Genomic DNA, 18024 nt, shown 5'->3' on the forward strand with positions numbered 1-18024 from the left:
TAAGCAAGAAGCTGGCTTCCAAAAAGTTCTCATCAAACCAGACTTATACAGTGGACTCCACTATGTCAAAGGACAATACGATTCGATTTGGGGACCCATTTCCGTTGATTGGAAGATTACAGGACGAAAAGCAGAGCTGGCTCTCGTTTTACCACCAAATGTAACAGCTACGGTTTTGTTTGGCTCAAAACGTTTTGATAATATTACTCATGATTTTAGAGTACAGGTTAACTTGTAAAATAAAGAATCCTTCTATCTTATATGATTATTTGAATGATTTTGCTAAAAGTAGCTATTAAATTAAAAGATTTTAAACTCATTTTGAGGCAAATTGATAGAATAAAAATAACCATAAAATACAATCACACTTTTTTAGTTTATAAAAAAACAAACAGATCTAATCATTAAAAATATGCTATTAGATGATCTTGAAATGGTAGGTAGAAATATAGATAAGGTGTTAATATTTAAATGTAAGCGATTACTTTATCTTTTAGCAACAGCTAAACAAAATTAACTACAGGAGGAATAAGTAATGGCAAAAGCAATGACAAGTGCTCCAACAATAGGGGCCACTCCAAAGGAGAAAACAAAACTTTCCCTTGGAATATTTTATAGTTTAGGTGAGGTAGGTTCTCAATTAAGTTGGTATATGATTAATACTTACCTCATGATTTTCTACACAGATGTTGTAGGGATTTCCGCGGGAGCAATCTCTATGATTATGTTAATTGCTCGGGTTTGGGATGCCATTAATGACCCAATGATGGGGGTTATTGCAGACAAAACACAGACAAGATGGGGAAAACTTCGTCCGTATTTGTTTTTTGCCCCTCCATTCTTGGCAGTGTTTAATATTTTGACATTTACAGTATTCCCAGTGACAGGAATGTTAAAAGTGTTACTTTGTTTAGTATGTTATATTGGGGCTGGTATGGCTTATACCGCTATCTGTATAACTTACGGTGGATTAGTAAATCTTATTGCTCGTGATTCACAAGTTCGTATGAACTATGCAACTTTCCGTAATATTGGTGGTTCAGTAGTGAGTATTGCCCTTTCAGCTTTTGCAATGCCAATGATTCTTTTCTTTAGTCAAGATAAGGTTGCTAATGCACAAGGGTATTTTTGGACAGCAGTTGTATGCTCCGCGATTATGTTACCAGCTTTTTTCCTATGTGCCTTAAAATGTAAGGAAACTGTTGTTATTCCTCGTCTTGAAACAAATGAGAAAAAATCAACTGTGAAATCATTGCTTACGCTAATGAAAAATAAAATGTTGATGATTACTATCTCAAATGTTTTTCTTGGAGCCATTGCTATTATGGGACGTATGGGAATGTTGGCTTATTATATTATCTATGTTGTTGGCTCATATGAATTGATTGGCCCAGTCTTCACAACCATGACGGTTATGCAATTGGTGGGTTCTTTCTCGCTTCCATGGGGAACTAAGACATTTGGTAAACGTGGCTATCTTACAATCTTGAGTCTTATCCAAATTGCAACTTTTGTAGCAATGTTCTTCTTTGGAGCAACAGGGAAATTAGCACTTTTTGGAATTTCAATTATTTCAGGCTTTACTAATGCTGGTGGTGGTATTTCAACAGGTATGCTATCAGATTGTATTGAGTATGGTGACTGGAAATATGGTATTCGCGAAGTTGGTTTAACTTATTCATTTTTAAGCTTTGCCGTTAAAATGGCAACAGCAGTTACAGGTACAGTGACAGTCTTGCTTCTGTCAGCTGTTGGATATGTTCCAAATGCAGCGCAGACAGCAAGTGCCACTCTTGGTATTAACGTCATCGTTAATTTGTTACCAGCTGCTTGTGTGGTATTATCCCTCATTCCAATGATTTTCTACAAATTAGACAAAAAGGCCATGGATCAAATTACATCAGAATTAGATGCACGTGCAGAAGCTTAGAGATATCGTCTACTGCATTTTGTAGTAGACGATTTATTGGTAAGGAGGAAAGATGAAATTATCAGCTGTACAAGAACAAAAAATTCAAGCACTGCTTGATAAAATGACCTTAGAAGAAAAAATAGGTCAATTGAACCAAGCTTCTGTTTCTATTGTCGGTGGCTTCGATGTTCTATTTGGTGAATTGATTGAAATGATGACCGATGGGCGTCTGTCTCAAGATGAATTTCATAAAATCATGGCAACCAGTGAAAAAGATTACCATGAAGATGAGATTAAGCAGGGACTTGTGGGTTCTATGATGGTCCAAGACCCAGAAACGTCCAACCGTCTTCAGAAGATTGCCGTTGAAGAGAGTCGTCTTGGCATCCCTTTGATTATTGGGCTGGATGTCATTCACGGTTATAAGACAGTGGTTCCTATCGCGTTAGCAGAAGCAGGAAGTTTTGACCGTAATTTAATGAAACGAACAGCTCAGATGGCTGCCAAAGAATCACGAGCTGATGGCATTCATTGGCATTTTGCTCCAATGCTTGATATTAGTCGAGATGCTCGTTGGGGACGTGTGTCAGAAGGTGGAGGGGAAGATCCTTATCTTTTATCACAATTTGCCAAGGCAAAGATCGAAGGTCTGCAAAACGATCAATCGTCTCACCTGAACTATGTTGCGGCTTGCTTGAAGCATTATGTCGGTTATGGCGCTTGTGAAGGTGGCCGTGACTACAATACAGTGTCCATGTCTGAGTCCCTTCTTCGCAATGTCTATCTCCCGCCGTTTAGGGCAGCTATTGATGCCGGTGCCACAACGGTTATGGCAGCTTTCAATGATTTAAACGGTGTACCTTGTACGGTTAATCGTGAGATGTTGACAGACAAATTACGTGAGGAATTTGGATTTGATGGATTTGTGGTTAGTGATGCCAATGCGATTCGTGAATGTGTCGCTCATGGTATCGTTTCAGATGAGGCAGAAGCAGGTGCTAAAGCACTCTACGCAGGTCTTGACATGGATATGGGAACGGAAATTTATTTGAAGACTTTAAAAGACTCTTTAGCGTCTGGAACGATTTCACTTGAAACCGTTGATCAAGCTGTTGAACGTATCCTACGGGTAAAAATGTGGTTGGGTTTATTTGACCATCCGTATGTCGAACTTCCTGAATCAGATGACCTTTCTAAAGACAATAAAGCTCTCGCTTTAGAAGCTGCTGAAAAATCCATTGTTTTGTTAAAAAATAAAGACGACCTTCTTCCACTGGCAACAGATACCAAGATCAGTATTATTGGAGAATTGGCTAATAAATCTTCAGAAGTTTCTGGTGCTTGGGCGATTAGTTTTCGAGAAAAAGATGGCGTTTCTCTTGTCGAAGGAATCACGAAAGAATTTCCTAATAGCCGCTATTTTGAAGTTGGAGGTCTTGAGACACCAATTAATGAAGCAATACTCCAAGAAGCCCTTGCCTATGGTGATGTGATTGTTTTAGTCGCAGGTGAATTGGTTTCCATGTCTGGAGAAGCGACGTCAAGAGCAGATATTTCATTGCCTGGTGAGCAAAGCAAGCTCTTTTCAGCTCTGGAGAACCTCGACAAGCCAACCGTTGCCATTTTGATGAATGGTCGTCCAATGGCGATTGAAAAAGAAGTTGGTCAAGTGGATGCAGTAATTGAAGCGTGGCATCTGGGAATTCAAATGGGGCATGCGGTGGCGCGCACACTTTCAGGAGCCAATAATCCCAGCGCGCGTCTAACAGTTTCATTTCCGAGAGTATCAGGACAGTGTCCAGTTTATTATAATCACCCCAATACAGGTCGTCCAGCTGGCCGAAGCAAGTTCACATCTAAGTACATGGATATCGAACAGGGGGCGCTCTATGATTTTGGTTATGGCTTGAGTTACTCGCGCTTTGCATTTGAGAATGTCGTGGTAAAAGAAACAGCTGAGAGTATTCAAATCATACTTGATGTTAGTAACACCAGTGACCGAGATGGTGAAGAAGTGGTACAACTCTATGTGACAGATAAGGTTGGTTCTCTTGTTCGTCCAGTGAAAGAGCTTAAAGGGTTTGAGAAAGTTAAGGTTGCCTCTAAGGAAAAAGTGGCAGTAGAGCTCCGTGTTGATAAGAAAGACTTAGGTTTTTGGAACAATCAGGGTCATTATTGCATTGAGGATGGTGACTTTATTTTTACAGTTACTGATGGCAATGAGAATAGTGAGAGCTTTGAGTTAAACTTATCATTTTAAGAGGAGGAGTCTGAGATGGTAACTGTCACAAATCCGATTATTTCTGGTTTTTATCCAGATCCTAGTATCTGCCGTGTTGATGAGGATTATTATCTTGTCTGTTCTAGTTTTGAACTTTATCCAGGGATTCCAATTTTTCATAGCAAGGATTTAGCTAATTGGGAATTAATTGGGCATGCTCTAACGGTAGATAACGATTTTTATGTTCGTGCTAATAGTTATACTGGTGGTGTCATGGCACCAACCATTCGTTATCATAATGGTTTATTTTACATCATTGTGATGAATTATAGCATTGAGCAAAATATCATTGTAACTGCAGAGCATCCTTCTGGACCTTGGTCTACCCCACATTTGCTTCCAGATGTTCCAGGGATAGATGCTTCACTTTTCTTTGATGACGATGATAAAGCTTATATTATCGGGACAATTGAAGAAGATGGCAAACGCTATCTTTACTTAAATGAATTTGAACTAGCTGGTATGTCCTGTATTGGTGAAAGACATCTCATTTGGGACTCAGCCCTACGTAATGCTAGTGCTCCGGAAGCACCACATCTTTATAAAAGGGGTGGCTACTATTACTTAGTGATTGCAGAAGGAGGAACGGAGTACTTCCATGCTGTTACAGTGGCAAGATCTAAAGTGATTAACGGATGGTATGAGGGTTATGCAGGTAATCCAATCCTTACCCATCGCCATTTAGGAAAACAGGCGGCGATTACTAATATTGGGCATGCTGATTTAGTTGAAGCAACAAATGGTAGCTGGTATGCTGTCATGCTAGGGTCACGTCCAGTTGGGGGATATTATAAAAATCTTGGTCGTGAAACCTTCCTGTGTCCAGTAACATGGGAAGATGATTGGCCTCTCCTTGCTTCAGAAACTGGGAAAGTTGAGTCGACTTATGAACTTGATTTACCTGAGTTTAAAGTCAAGTCGTTTGATAATCCGTTTATAGCAGATTTTTCTAATAAAACGCTAGCCCCAGAGCTTGTATTTTGGGGGACACCGTATCAATCCTTTTGGACATTAGAAAACAATGCTCTCTACTTAGCTTGTTTACCGAGACCGGCAGGACGGCAGATGATTAGTTTATCCGAGGATGCACCAGATGCTCAGTATCATGATAATTTTGCCTTTATTGGTTGTCGTCAGCGGCATGATTCTTATGAAGTTGAAACACAACTTTCTTTTACCCCACAAGATAAAGAAGCAGCTGGTTTGTTGATTCTTCAAGGGAATAATCATCATTATCGCCTTGAAAAAGTTCAAGAGAATGGACTTTCTTTTGTCCAGGTGGTGCGATGTACAACTCAGATTGATGTGCCGATTTACAGGCCACATTTTAAGAGTTATACAAGTGAGGAAGTATTAGCTAAACAAGAGGTAGCTCGAGGTAATTTATCGTTGAAAATTGTCCAAAATAAGCAAACGATTGACTTCTATGTTGGAACGAATACAGATTCTTGGAGCTGTATATTAAGTGGCGCTGATGGCAGTGTGTTAGGGCCATCATCTCTTAATGGTATGACAGGTGTTACACTTGGTATGTTTGCAACGGCTAATGGCAAAGAGTCAGAAAATAAAGCGACTTTTACGACTTTTGCTTATCAAGGGAAATAGGAGAACTATGGAAGAGTTGAAAGATTTAATTGCTCGAATTGATGCCATTGAAGATCCAATGGAACGGATTAGAGAGTTAAATAAGCATTTAAAAGAAAGTGATGATTTACGTGACAAAGGTTTGCCACGTAATATTCCAGAAGTAGAACGCATTGATAATATTGCCTATGGAGCTGTGCCTAAATGGCAAGAGCTAGACATTTATCTTCCCAAAGAACGTATGGGTAAAGTTGCGACAATTATTCACATCCATGGTGGCGGATGGACATATGGGACAAAAGAAACCTATCAATTCTTTGGATTAGAATTTGCCAAGGCAGGTTTCGGTTTTGTTAACTTTAACTACCGATTACCACCAGATGTTATTTTTCCAGGGGAGTTAGATGATGTCAATCTAGCGATGCATTGGGTGGCTGAACATGGTGCTAAGTATGATATTGATACTGACAATATCGTTATCATGGGAGATAGCGCAGGTGGACAAATGGCCTTGCAATATATAACCCTTCTGACTAATGAGGTATACCGTACTAAATTTGGTTATGAGAAACCGAACTTTACAGTGAGAGCAACGATAGTAAATTGTGCAGCTAGTTTCCTAACACGACCGGAAGTGCTTAGCCCGCCGACTAAAGTCTATTTCACGGAGGACATTTTAGCGCAAAAAGTAGAGATGCTTGAGACTGAAAACTACATGACGACAGACATGGGCCCGCTGTTACTAACGACAGCTAATGCAGATATGCTCCTAGAAGCCAATGCTCGGTTAGACGGTTATCTCCTTGCTAAAGGTATTAACCATGAATTTAAATGCTACGGTGATATGGAAAATCCTCGCCATCATGTGTTTAACTATAATATTCGAGATAGCATTGCAAAACAATGTAATCAAGACATTGTAGCATTTATCCAAAAACACATTAACTAGGTGATTAATGTGTGATAATATATAATAAAATGAGGTAATCAAAATGAAAGATAATATTTACTTTAGCCAAGATTCACACTTACGTACAGTTAGTAGCTTCTATGAATATGCTAATAAAGTGCTTGAACGTAGCTATGACCAAGATAAAATTATTGAGTGGATCAATGACCATGAAGAACTTCTAGGAGACAAAAAGGTTTGGCTTTTGACAGGACATGCCTATGCTAAAAGTTATGATGACTGGGAAGCTTGGGTTCTTGAAAACGGCTATGATGTTGTTGTTGATTGTCGTGGCTGGGGACAAGTTTTGATTGGTGAAACGAAGTTTCACTATGGCAACATGAAAAAAAGCCTTGAAAGTAAAGGTGTGACCGTATTAAGTTTGTCGAGGGATTAAGAAAATAAACTGCTTTAGACTTTTCTAGAGCGGTTTTTGCTATAATAGAGTGATATAATAAGAATAATGAGAGAGAAATATGGCATTTTTAGAGCACATCTATAGTAATAAATTATCCGATGTTGAAAGGGAAATTTATAATTTTTTACTAGATAATATTGAGAAGGTTCCTTATATGAGAGTACGAGATATTGCGGTTGGAGCACATGTATCACCGACCTCTGTATTTCGTTTTATCCAGAATGCTAACTTTGACTCTTTCACAGAGTTTAAATTTTATGTTAAAAATTATTTAAAACAAAAAAGGCAAGAAGCGTCGAGCCGTAGACTAGGAATTGAGGAACACATTTTATCACTTTCAAAGAATAAATTTTCCCCAGATATAGATGAAGATATTGAAAATCTTGCTGATAAAATTAGTCAGGCTCGATTAACCATTTTTGTTGGATTAGGAAGTTCAGGATCACTTGCTGATTATATTTCAAGGCGTTTGTCGAATCTAGGATATCGATGCATTTCATTTCAAGATACTTATTCCATGTTGAGCTTGATAAGAGGAGACGAAAATACAGTAATTGTATTATTGAGCATATCTGGAGAAACAAGAGAACTATTGGAATTATTAGAAAATATTACTATGATTCCAAACCTATATAAAGCTTGTGTCACCCAGAATAGAGGCAGTAGTGTAGCTAGTAAGTCGGACGCTATTATTTCATACAGTACGGATGAAGAGAGGCGCCGTGTGTATTTTGATTTATCAAGTCAGTTGCCAGTCATGCTGATTTTGGAAACACTATTTGACTATCTTTATAAATAAGAGATGACCTTTATAGGAACAAGCTGTTCCTATAAGGGATTTTTTTCTTTTATTAAGGAGTAATTGCCATAATAGGAAAGCGTATACAAAAAATGGTTTTAAAAAGATATAATGAAAATATAGAAAAAACGAAATGTTTCGAAGGAGGTAAAAATGGTTTTCCCAAAAGAGTTTTTATGGGGAGGAGCTGTTGCTGCTCATCAAGTTGAAGGCGCTTGGAATGTTGATGGAAAGGGAGTTAGTATTGCAGATGTAATGACTTCTGGAAACAGGGCATCAGGAAGACAGATAACGGATGGTGTCTTAGAAGATTGTTATTATCCTAACCATGAAGCGATTGATTTTTATCGTCGATATAAAGAAGATATCAAACTGTTTTCAGAACTTGGAATAAAAGCCTTTCGGACATCCATTAACTGGACAAGAATTTTTCCGAATGGAGATGACGAAGAACCGAATGAAAAAGGATTGCAATTTTATGATGATCTTTTTGACGAGTTATTATCAAGAGGAATTGAGCCAGTAATCACATTATCGCATTTTGAAATGCCTTATACTTTCTATAGTAAATACGGCGGTTTCACAAATAAAGTTTTAATTGATTTGTTTGTTAGATTTTCTGAAACGGTTATGAGACGTTATAAAGATAAAGTCACTTATTGGATGACTTTTAATGAAATCAATAACCAAGCAGAAGGTACTTATGATAGCTTAGCTTGGTGTAACTCAGCCATTCGGTTTAAGGAGGGAGATAATAAACCAGAACGTATCATACAATCATCATTAAATGAACTGATAGCTAGTGCAAAAGTTGTTAAGCTCGGTCATGACATCAATCCTAATTTTAAAATAGGTTGTATGATGGCTTACGTTCCAGTTTATCCACTATCAGCTAATCCAGAAGATCAACTGGCATCTTTAAAAATGATGCAAAAACGTTATTTTTACAGTGATATTCATGCTAGAGGAATTATTCCTTCCTATGCAAAAAAAGAGTGGTTAGCTAAAGGATACCATATCGAATTAACAGAAGATGAAGAAAAAATTTTAGCAGAGGGAACGGTTGATTACATTGGTTTTAGTTACTATATGTCTAGTGCTGTAACGACCTTAGAAAACGAGAACTATATCTATGCTGTAAAGGATATCGAAAATGCTAAAATTGTCAAAAATGATTATGTCAGAGCAAGTGATTGGGGATGGCAAATTGATCCGGTTGGTCTCCGATATATTTTAAATCTGATTTATGAGCGCTACAATCTTCCGTTATTTATTGTTGAAAATGGATTTGGAGCCTATGACCAACGAGAAGAAGATGGTAGCATTCATGATGATTATCGAATGGCATATCTGAAAGCTCACATTGAACAGATGGAGCTTGCTATCAATGAAGATGGTGTTGACTTAATAGGTTATACACCTTGGGGAATCATTGATCTTGTTAGTTTCAGCACAGGAGAGATGGAGAAGCGTTATGGAATGATTTATGTTGACAAGGATAACAATGGGAATGGCACTTTAGAACGTTCTAAAAAAGATTCGTTTGCCTGGTACCAAAAAGTGATAGCAAGTAATGGTAATAATTTATCTCTCTAATACATTTAGGATAATAAAAAGGAGACAAAGCGATGAAATATCTTGAAAATTTTTTGAACAAGTTCTTAAGTCCTGTTGCTAATTACATGAGTGAGAGCCTGTTCTTTAGTACTTTAGCTGAATCAGTTATGCGTTTAACACCTATAACCTTAGGTGGCGCTGTTGTGCTGTTAATTGGCAATTTCCCAATTCCTGCTTGGATTGATTTGTTGAATAAGTCTGGTATTTCAGCTCATATTGCAGCTGCTCAAAATGCAACGATGAATGTCTTAGCCTTACTTGTTGCATTTAACTTCGCGTATACCTATGCTAAAAAGTGTCACTATGAAGCTCTGTCTGCAGGATTATTATCTGTCTCAAGCTTTTTGATATTGATGCCACAAGCCTATACCATTTTCAATTTGGAAAAAGTACCGACTGATTTTCCAGCTGAGGCTGTTATTACTGGTAGCAATAATTTAACAGCATTTGCAACAACTTATACAGGTGCTCCAGGGGTGATTGTTGCCATTTTAGTTGGCTGGTTAGTGAGTGTCCTTTATGTTTACTTTAACAAGAAAAATCTTGTTATAAAATTACCGGCAAGTGTACCTCCTAATGTTTCAGAATCCTTGAGACCGTCCATTCTTTCTGGTCTCATTCTAATTGGATTTGTTGGTCTTCGTGCTATTTTATCACTAACTAGCTTTGGGGATCTTTTTAGTCTAATTGGGCAATTTGTTCAAGCGCCTTTGCAAAACTTTATTTCGTCACCAATTACTTATATTTTAATCATGGTGATTGGCAATATGTTATGGTTCTTTGGTGTACACCCCAACATGTTGAATGGTATTATTTTACCAGTGGTCATGGCCAATCTTATTGAAAATCAGAATGCCTTTATGGCTAATAAACCTCTTCCATTCCTGACTTGGGGAATTTTAGGGTATCTTTTAAGCAATGCTTTTGGGGGTACTGGGACAACATCAGGTCTTGTCTTAGCAATGTCTAGAGCAAAATCTCAGCGTTATAAGGAACTTTTTAAATTATCAGCTTTACCTACGATTTTTAATATTAATGAACCTTTGATCTTCGGTATGCCGATTATGATGAATCCAATTTTCTTTTTACCGATGGTTTTAGTACCCATTTTAATTGGGATTATGGCATATGTAATGATTTTTATATTGCAATTCACAGAATATAATCCAATGATATCGTTACCGTGGACAACCCCAGGAGTTGTCGTGACCTTCTTGCAAGGAGGGTGGAAGTTCCTGTTAATTGGTCTGATGACTGTTCTCACAAGTTTTGTAACCTGGTTACCATTCTTTAGAATTGCTGATCAAAAGGCACTTGAAGAAGAAAAAGAAATAATGTAATGATTAATAACGAGGAATAATGAGATGAAAAAAATTATTTTAGTATGCTCAGCAGGGATGTCAACGAGTTTATTGATGAATAAGATGCGAGATTATGCCCAAAGGATTGACTATGCGATTGAGGTTAAAGCGCATCCGGTTTCTGAAATAGGAGAAATTGGCCAAACAGCAGATGTTATTTTACTTGGTCCTCAGATTCGTTTTAATTTAGCGAATGTTCAAAAACAATTTCCTGACAAGCCTGTTGAAAGTATTCCCCCGACAGATTATGGCATGATGAATGGCGAAAATGTTGTTAAATTAGCTCAAAAACTTTTAGGAGATATTTAGAAAAGAGAGAAACAATGGAAGGAATCGAATTAATTGCATTTCAAATCATTGCCAATGTTGGTAATGCTCGTTCTAACTATATTGAAGCAATCCAAATGGCAAAGCAAGGAAATTTTGAAGTAGCTAATGATTTAGTGACTGAAGGAGACAAAGCATTTGTTGAAGGTCACCATGCTCACATGGAATTGATTCAAAGAGAAGCAAATAATGAACAGGTTGCGACTAAATTAATTTTAATGCATGCAGAGGATCAATTGATGAGTGCTGAATCATTTAAAATTATTGCACAAGAATTGATAGAAATTTATCAAAAATTTGAGTCGTTAAATTAATAAATGCAAGTAATATATGAAAGAGGTTCAATTTGAGCCTCTTTTTACGACTTCCTAGGAATCTTAATATATGATGGTACTTTTTTAATGTTTTTCGTTACAACATGGTAGTTTATCTCGAAAAAAGGTGTATCCATATTTGAAAATCTTACAAGACCATCGCTTTAAATTTTTTTATAATACAGGTAAAAAATAAAGGAGTCAGATATGGCTAATAACATTAAACGTGGTGTTGCTGTTTACAGCTATTCTGGGGAATATGGCAAAACCATGAACCTTGAAGATTGCTTTAAGGATATGCATGACATGGGAGCAACTGGTATTGAGATTTTAGCGAATTCTCATATTGATAGCTATCCGGAGCTTTCTGATGATTATTTGGAAAAATGGCAGAGCCTTTGTCGGAAGTATCAGATAGAGCCAGTGGAGTATGGTCACTGGGTTGATACAAGACTTTACAAAGACAGAGAAATGTCTCTAGAAGAAGCGCGTGAAAAACTCATTAATGATTTCAAAATAGCTAACAAATTAGGGTTCAAAATTCTTCGAACGAAAATGGGAGTCATCAATGGTGAGTTAGCACCTGTTGAAAATTGGCGTGAGATTATCAAGAGCGTCTTACCTGAAGCTGAGCAATATGACGTAATCATGTGTCCAGAAATTCATTTGACAACAGTACTGGCGGATCAGTTTGTACAAGATTATGTGGATTTCATCGAGGAAACAGGAACGAAGCATTTTGGTTTAAATATTGACCTAAGTGTATTTCAAAATCGTTTTGACGTTCCAGGAGTTCTTGTTTTCAATCCCGATTGCAAACATTCGTTGCCGGAAGAAATTATTCCACTCTTACCCTATGTGAAGTGTATTCATGCTAAATTTAATAAGATGGATGATGATTTCAATGAATTAACCATTCCATATCCAGAAATTTTATCTATTTTGAAAGAACATAACTGGGAAGGCTACTTGCTCAGTGAATACGAAGGTGCCAATAAAGAAGTCGAAGGCTACGTTTCCCAAGAACTTCGTAAACACCATGTTATGATGAAACGTATTTTAGGTCACTAAGGAGAAGGTCATGCTAGAATCAAATGTTATTCAATATCGAGGGTTTCATAATATTGTAGAGAATGGAGAAGTAGTAGGTTTTCAAGTCTGTGTGCGTTCGGATTATTATCGAGGGATTTGGCTTAGCCAACTAAGGCCAGGGAAACTGATTGTTGATGGTATCACGTATACCAATGATCAAGTCATTTGGGAAATTAATGGTAAGGAGTACACCGTTTCTGAATTAGCAAAAGCTTCTAATGACTTCTGGCGTATTACGGATGTAGCAACGCTAAAAGTATATCAAAATGGAGGCCTTGCCCAAGGTTTCCATAATGTTTCGGTGCGTTTTGCGGCAAGTTGCTCTTACATGCCACCGTTTTTGGATCAATTTGATGAAAATGGTGATGAAACTAGTTTTAATGGTGGAACTTACACAAGGGAGAAGATGATTATTGTGTAAAGGAGAGAAGATGAATAACTTGAAGATTATCGCAACTGATTTGGACGGAACACTCCTCAATAGTGATTTGAAGCTATCAAAGCGTAATAGCGAAGCATTGAAACGGTTGAAATCTCAAGGGGTTCGTATTGTACTCTGCACAGGACGTCCCTTTGATGGGATGAAGCACCTGATTGGTGAACTTGGGCTTTCGGGAGATGACTATTGTATCAGCTATAATGGCTCACTGGTGCAAAGTTGTGATGGAAAGGAAGTTCTGCACGAGGCTAATATTTCAGCCGATGATTTTCGAGAGATAGCAACCTATTTTGCCAGATTTGGTTTAGGAGTCCATGCTATGACACGGGATAAGATGTACACTTATGACAAGTCGATTCATCCCTTAACTGTCAGAGAATCTTATTTAGGAAATCTTCCCATTATAGTGTTTGAAGCTGGAGATGTTGTTACTGAGAAGATTATCAAGGTGATGGCTGTAGGTAATCCAGAGGCTTTGGAAAAAGCAGAGCAGGGGTTCTCGCAAGCTATTAGCGCCAGCTTTTCCTTAAATAAAAGTGAAGCGTTTTACCTTGAAATCATGCAAGATGGTGATAACAAAGCAAGAGCTTTAAAAATTTTACTAGATAAACTTAATTTATCATCAGAACAGCTAATGGCCTTTGGAAACAATTTGAATGACTTAGAAATGCTTACTTTTGCCCAAGTAGGTGTAGCAGTTGGGAATGCCGTTACAGAGTTGAAGGAAGTAAGTGACTTTGTTACTGAGACCAATGATCATGATGGTATTGCACAGTTTTTAGAACAATATTATGTACGAAAGGAAGAGTTATGAAAAAAATTATCGGAATAGACCTTGGTGGAACCAGTGTTAAATTGGCAATCGTTTCACAAGAAGGAGAAATCTTAGAAAAATGGTCGATTAAAACCAATATATTGGAGAATGGTAAAGCCATTATCTCAGACATTATTCAGTCCATCAGGGAACATCTAGACTTGTATCAATTGACAGCAGATGATTTTATAGGTATTGGCATGGGATCACCTGGTAAAGTTGATGCAGCACACAAAACCGTTATTGGTGCCTACAATCTCGGTTGGTCAAATCTCCAAGAGGTCGGAAAGGCATTTGATGAAGCCTTTGGATTACCATTTTATATTGGTAATGATGCCAATGTGGCAGCTCTCGGGGAACAATGGAAGGGAGCAGGAAAAGGAAATAGTGATGTTGTTATGTTCACGCTTGGAACAGGAGTTGGCGGAGGTATTGTTACCAATGGTCAATTGGTAACAGGAGAAGGCGGAGCAGCAGGAGAAATCGGTCATTTGACCGTTGATTTAGACTATTTAACTCCATGTACCTGTGGTAAAAAGGGCTGCCTTGAGGCGGTTGCTTCAGCGACAGGGGTTGTGAACTTAGCTCATCGTTTTTCAAGCGAATATGAGGGTGATTCACTGATTAAAGCTGGTATTGATAATGGAGATGAGGTGACTTCGAAAGAGATTTTTGATGCTGCAAAAAGTGGAGATGTTTTCGCCAATATGGTAGTTGATAAATTTGTTAGCTATTTAGGTCTTGCAGTATCTCACATTGCCAATACTTTGAGTCCAAGTCATATTGTTATTGGAGGAGGAGTTTCAGCAGCAGGAGAGTTCTTGAGAGAAAAGATTGCGACTAAGGCATATGATTTCACCTTCCCACAAATTCGTGAAACTTGTCACATTGTCCTTGCGGAATTAGGGAATGATGCAGGCATTATTGGTGCAGCACAGTTGGTGAGGTTAGAAGCAGAATAGACATGGTATAGGTGGTACAACAAACTTTCAATTAATCATTTCATAAAAAACACTTGGAGCTAGGACTTTTAAAGGTTCTGGTTCTTTTTGCCTAGAAAATATCAATAGGCGTTCTATAACCATGTATCCAAAATTTTCAGAAAAGTCTTGCAATATTTGGTGAAAGGCATATAATGGGACTGTAATAAGAAAAAAGGAGTAATTTATGTCAATATTAACGAATGATTTTACGGAAAAATTATATGCTGACTACCTAGCTAATCCTAAGTATCAAGCTGTTGAAAATGCTGTAACCAATAATGGTTTGCTCAAATCTCTTCGAACACGTCAATCTGCAATTGATAATGACTTTACCTTTTCAATTGATTTGACGAAAGATGCTGTCTCTAATCAAAAAGCCTCAGGGCGTTGCTGGATGTTTGCAGCGTTGAATACGTTTCGTCATAAACTCATCAACCAATTCAAATTAGAAAACTTTGAATTGTCGCAAGCTCATACTTTCTTCTGGGATAAGTATGAAAAATCAAACTGGTTTTTAGAACAAATTATTGCGACAGCAGACCAAAAATTGGGAAGTCGCAAGGTGAAGTTTCTCCTTGATGTGCCACAACAAGATGGTGGTCAATGGGATATGGTTGTAGCACTTTTTGAAAAATACGGGGTTGTGCCAAAGTCAGTTTATCCAGAATCCGTGTCATCTAGCAATAGCCGTGAGCTTAACCAATACTTGAATAAATTGCTTCGTCAAGATGCCCAAATTCTTCGTGAAGCTGTTCAAAATGGTGAGGATGTTCAAGCTAAGAAAGAAGCTCTCTTACAAGAGATTTTCAATTTTCTAGCGGTTAATCTAGGTTTGCCACCACGCCAATTTGATTTTTCTTACCGTGACAAGGACAATAATTTCCATACAGAAAAGCAAATCACCCCTCAAGATTTCTTTGATAAATATGTCGGCTTGAAATTATCAGATTATGTTTCTGTCATCAATGCGCCAACAGCTGATAAGCCTTATGGGAAATCTTACACCGTTGAGTTGCTTGGAAATGTCGTCGGAGCACCTGCGGTTCGTTACCTTAACCTTGGGATGGAGCGCTTCAAAGAGCTTGCGATTGCACAAATGAAAGCAGGAGAAACTGTCTGGTTTGGTTCTGATGTTGGTCAAGTGTCAGACCGTCAAGCGGGTATTATGGCGACAAATACTTATGATTTTGATGCGGCTTTGGATATTAGCTTGACTCAGGATAAGGCTGGTCGTCTTGATTACAGTGAAAGTCTGATGACGCATGCGATGGTCTTGACTGGAGTTGATTTGGATGACAATGGCAAACCACTTAAATGGAAAGTCGAAAATTCATGGGGAGACAAGGTCGGTGAGAAAGGCTACTTTGTCGCTTCAGATGCCTGGATGGACGAATATACTTATCAAATCGTTGTCCGCAAAGAATTCCTCACCGAAGAAGAATTAGCTGCCTATGAAGCAGAACCACAAGTCTTAGCCCCTTGGGACCCAATGGGAGCCTTGGCAGGCAAATAAGCGTTGTTATATTTTATTGAAAAAGTATTTTAACAAAGAATCCTTTATATTTAAGGGATTCTTTTTTATCTCTAAAAATAAAAAAATTATCAAAAAACGATAAAAATCTATTGACAAAGATATTTTTGTGTTGTAATATAAATATATCGAAAGACGATAATAAATAAAACAAAAACAACAAATCGTCATCGAAAAGGAGAAAAAGTTAAGAGCTCAGCTATTTCTACACAAATCAAGACTAAACTAAAAACAACAAAGGAAATATTACCATGAAAACAATCAAAACTATCGCAACAGTAACCCTCTCAGCAATCATCGCCGTTCTTGTTCTTCAAGTGAGTGCCGCAGCCCTTCTTCAAACCTTATCTCTCAACCCAGAACAGTTCTTGCCAAAAGGTGCAGTCATGGTCGGAGAACTCGGCTGGACAAATGTTATCGCACTCTTTGCACATCACGGCTTGATGATTTATGCCTTAATGGCTCTCAAAAAACTGATCAAAGGCTTTACCAAAGAAACCTTGATGTCAGCAGCCTTTGGTAAAAACCTCACTCAAGTTGGTATCGTGGCAGTTATCGCAGACTTGATTTCTAGCTACACTATGTCTCAAATGCTAGGCTACATTCAGGTGAATGTTCAACTTGGTGTTTACCTTATCCTAGCGGGCTTTGCCTGTGAGTATGCACGTCGCTACATGGTTAAAAAAGGATTGACTTTCTAAAACATTAAAAAGGAAAAATGCATGAAAAACTTATTAACGATAACTAGCATTAGCAAGCACTACGGCAAACAAAAAGCACTAGACAAGGTGAGTTTTACCATCAAAAAAGGTGAGATTTTAGGACTCGTTGGTCAAAATGGAGCTGGTAAAACAACGCTTATCCGAGTCCTATCCGGTCTCATCACCAAAGATGAGGGTGAGGTTATTCAAGAAACTGCCTATAAAATCGGTGCCATTATTGAATCACCAGTTCTTTATCTAAATATGTCTGCCTTTGATAATTTAATGTATTCAGCCCTGCAAATTGGGATTGCAGATACTGAGAAACGAATTGATGAGGTACTGAAATTGGTTGGCCTATCTGACGTGGATCCGAAGAAAAAGGTCAAAGACTTCTCACTAGGGATGCGTCAGCGGATGGCGATTGCGTTAGCTATTCTTGATTTTCCAGATTTCTTGATTTTGGATGAACCCGTCAATGGCCTTGACCCATCTGGTATCAAGGAAATGCGGGACATTATCCACAACCTCCGAGACCGCTACGGCATAACCATCCTCATCTCCAGCCACATTTTGTCAGAGCTTGAATTGGTCGTTGACCGTTTCGTCATCATGCACAAGGGCAAGGTCATCAAGGATATTGTCAAAAGCGACCTGCATGCAGAGGTCGAGGAAAGGATTTTTATAAGGACGACGGACAATGAGCTGGCGCAACAAACGCTTAATGAGTTGGGCTTAAAGCCAGTTGCCCAAGGGGACAAGTTAGTCTTGTCGCCTGACCAATCTGTGCAGGAGCTTATCCTAGCACTTCTTGAGAAGAAAATTGAAATTACTGATATATACCATGCGGGTGGTAACTTTGAAGACTACTACCTAAGCCTCTTAGATTAGAAAGAAGAATC

18 protein-coding genes are annotated in these 18024 nt (G+C 38.1%); all 18 read left to right on the top strand.

From position 1 onward, the window contains the following. Nucleotides 1-238, top strand: a 238-nt coding sequence (locus ACFPQ3_RS08795; RefSeq protein WP_380434054.1) for an alpha-L-rhamnosidase C-terminal domain-containing protein, incomplete at its 5' end; no start/stop codon positions are given. A 297-nt stretch (nt 239-535) separates the two neighbouring features. Beyond that, a complete protein-coding gene (locus ACFPQ3_RS08800; protein WP_232323207.1) occupies nt 536-1930 on the top strand; it encodes an MFS transporter in 1395 nt (464 codons plus the stop codon). A 52-nt stretch (nt 1931-1982) separates the two neighbouring features. Then, nucleotides 1983-4172 carry a glycoside hydrolase family 3 N-terminal domain-containing protein gene (locus ACFPQ3_RS08805; protein WP_156806033.1) on the top strand — a complete coding sequence of 730 codons (2190 nt, stop codon included), beginning with the start codon at nt 1983-1985 and terminating at the stop codon, nt 4170-4172. Between the two features lie 15 nt (nt 4173-4187). Then, on the top strand, nt 4188-5798 hold the full coding sequence (locus ACFPQ3_RS08810; protein WP_156806034.1) for a glycoside hydrolase family 43 protein: 1611 nt from the start codon (nt 4188-4190) through the stop codon (nt 5796-5798). A 7-nt stretch (nt 5799-5805) separates the two neighbouring features. Beyond that, entirely contained in the window at nt 5806-6726 is a 921-nt protein-coding gene (locus tag ACFPQ3_RS08815) for an alpha/beta hydrolase (protein ID WP_380434057.1), read from the top strand. Nucleotides 6727-6769: 43 nt separating this feature from the next. After that, nucleotides 6770-7123: a hypothetical protein gene (locus ACFPQ3_RS08820; RefSeq protein WP_156806035.1), complete on the top strand. Its 354-nt coding sequence runs from the start codon at nt 6770-6772 to the stop codon at nt 7121-7123. Between the two features lie 79 nt (nt 7124-7202). Beyond that, on the top strand, nt 7203-7943 hold the full coding sequence (locus ACFPQ3_RS08825; RefSeq protein ID WP_156806036.1) for a MurR/RpiR family transcriptional regulator: 741 nt from the start codon (nt 7203-7205) through the stop codon (nt 7941-7943). 153 nt (nt 7944-8096) lie between these two features. Further along, entirely contained in the window at nt 8097-9539 is a 1443-nt protein-coding gene (locus ACFPQ3_RS08830; RefSeq protein WP_156806037.1) for a 6-phospho-beta-glucosidase, read from the top strand. A gap of 32 nt (nt 9540-9571) precedes the next feature. Then, a complete protein-coding gene (locus tag ACFPQ3_RS08835; protein WP_156806038.1) occupies nt 9572-10900 on the top strand; it encodes a PTS sugar transporter subunit IIC in 1329 nt (442 codons plus the stop codon). A 24-nt stretch (nt 10901-10924) separates the two neighbouring features. Further along, nucleotides 10925-11230 (top strand): PTS sugar transporter subunit IIB, encoded by a 306-nt coding sequence (locus ACFPQ3_RS08840; RefSeq protein ID WP_156806039.1) that lies wholly within the window; start codon nt 10925-10927, stop codon nt 11228-11230. Between the two features lie 14 nt (nt 11231-11244). Next, on the top strand, nt 11245-11562 hold the full coding sequence (locus ACFPQ3_RS08845; protein WP_156806040.1) for a PTS sugar transporter subunit IIA: 318 nt from the start codon (nt 11245-11247) through the stop codon (nt 11560-11562). Nucleotides 11563-11769: 207 nt separating this feature from the next. Next, on the top strand, nt 11770-12633 hold the full coding sequence (locus ACFPQ3_RS08850) for a sugar phosphate isomerase/epimerase family protein (RefSeq protein WP_156806041.1): 864 nt from the start codon (nt 11770-11772) through the stop codon (nt 12631-12633). Nucleotides 12634-12643: 10 nt separating this feature from the next. After that, nucleotides 12644-13075, top strand: a complete 432-nt coding sequence (locus tag ACFPQ3_RS08855; protein ID WP_156806042.1) for a C-glycoside deglycosidase beta subunit domain-containing protein — start codon at nt 12644-12646, stop codon at nt 13073-13075. Between the two features lie 10 nt (nt 13076-13085). Beyond that, nucleotides 13086-13907: a Cof-type HAD-IIB family hydrolase gene (locus ACFPQ3_RS08860; protein WP_156806043.1), complete on the top strand. Its 822-nt coding sequence runs from the start codon at nt 13086-13088 to the stop codon at nt 13905-13907. Further along, nucleotides 13904-14869, top strand: a complete 966-nt coding sequence (locus ACFPQ3_RS08865; RefSeq protein WP_156806044.1) for an ROK family glucokinase — start codon at nt 13904-13906, stop codon at nt 14867-14869. The genes ACFPQ3_RS08860 and ACFPQ3_RS08865 overlap by 4 nt, the downstream gene beginning before the upstream one ends. A 205-nt stretch (nt 14870-15074) precedes the next feature. Beyond that, nucleotides 15075-16403 (top strand): aminopeptidase C, encoded by a 1329-nt coding sequence (gene pepC / locus ACFPQ3_RS08870; RefSeq protein ID WP_156806045.1) that lies wholly within the window; start codon nt 15075-15077, stop codon nt 16401-16403. A 269-nt stretch (nt 16404-16672) separates the two neighbouring features. After that, nucleotides 16673-17122: a hypothetical protein gene (locus ACFPQ3_RS08875; RefSeq protein WP_156806046.1), complete on the top strand. Its 450-nt coding sequence runs from the start codon at nt 16673-16675 to the stop codon at nt 17120-17122. Between the two features lie 21 nt (nt 17123-17143). After that, a complete protein-coding gene (locus ACFPQ3_RS08880) occupies nt 17144-18013 on the top strand; it encodes an ATP-binding cassette domain-containing protein (protein WP_156806047.1) in 870 nt (289 codons plus the stop codon). Nucleotides 18014-18024 lie beyond the last annotated feature (11 nt).

Origin of the sequence: Streptococcus caledonicus, assembly GCF_042656225.1 — a bacterium.
Lineage (GTDB): Bacteria > Bacillota > Bacilli > Lactobacillales > Streptococcaceae > Streptococcus > Streptococcus caledonicus.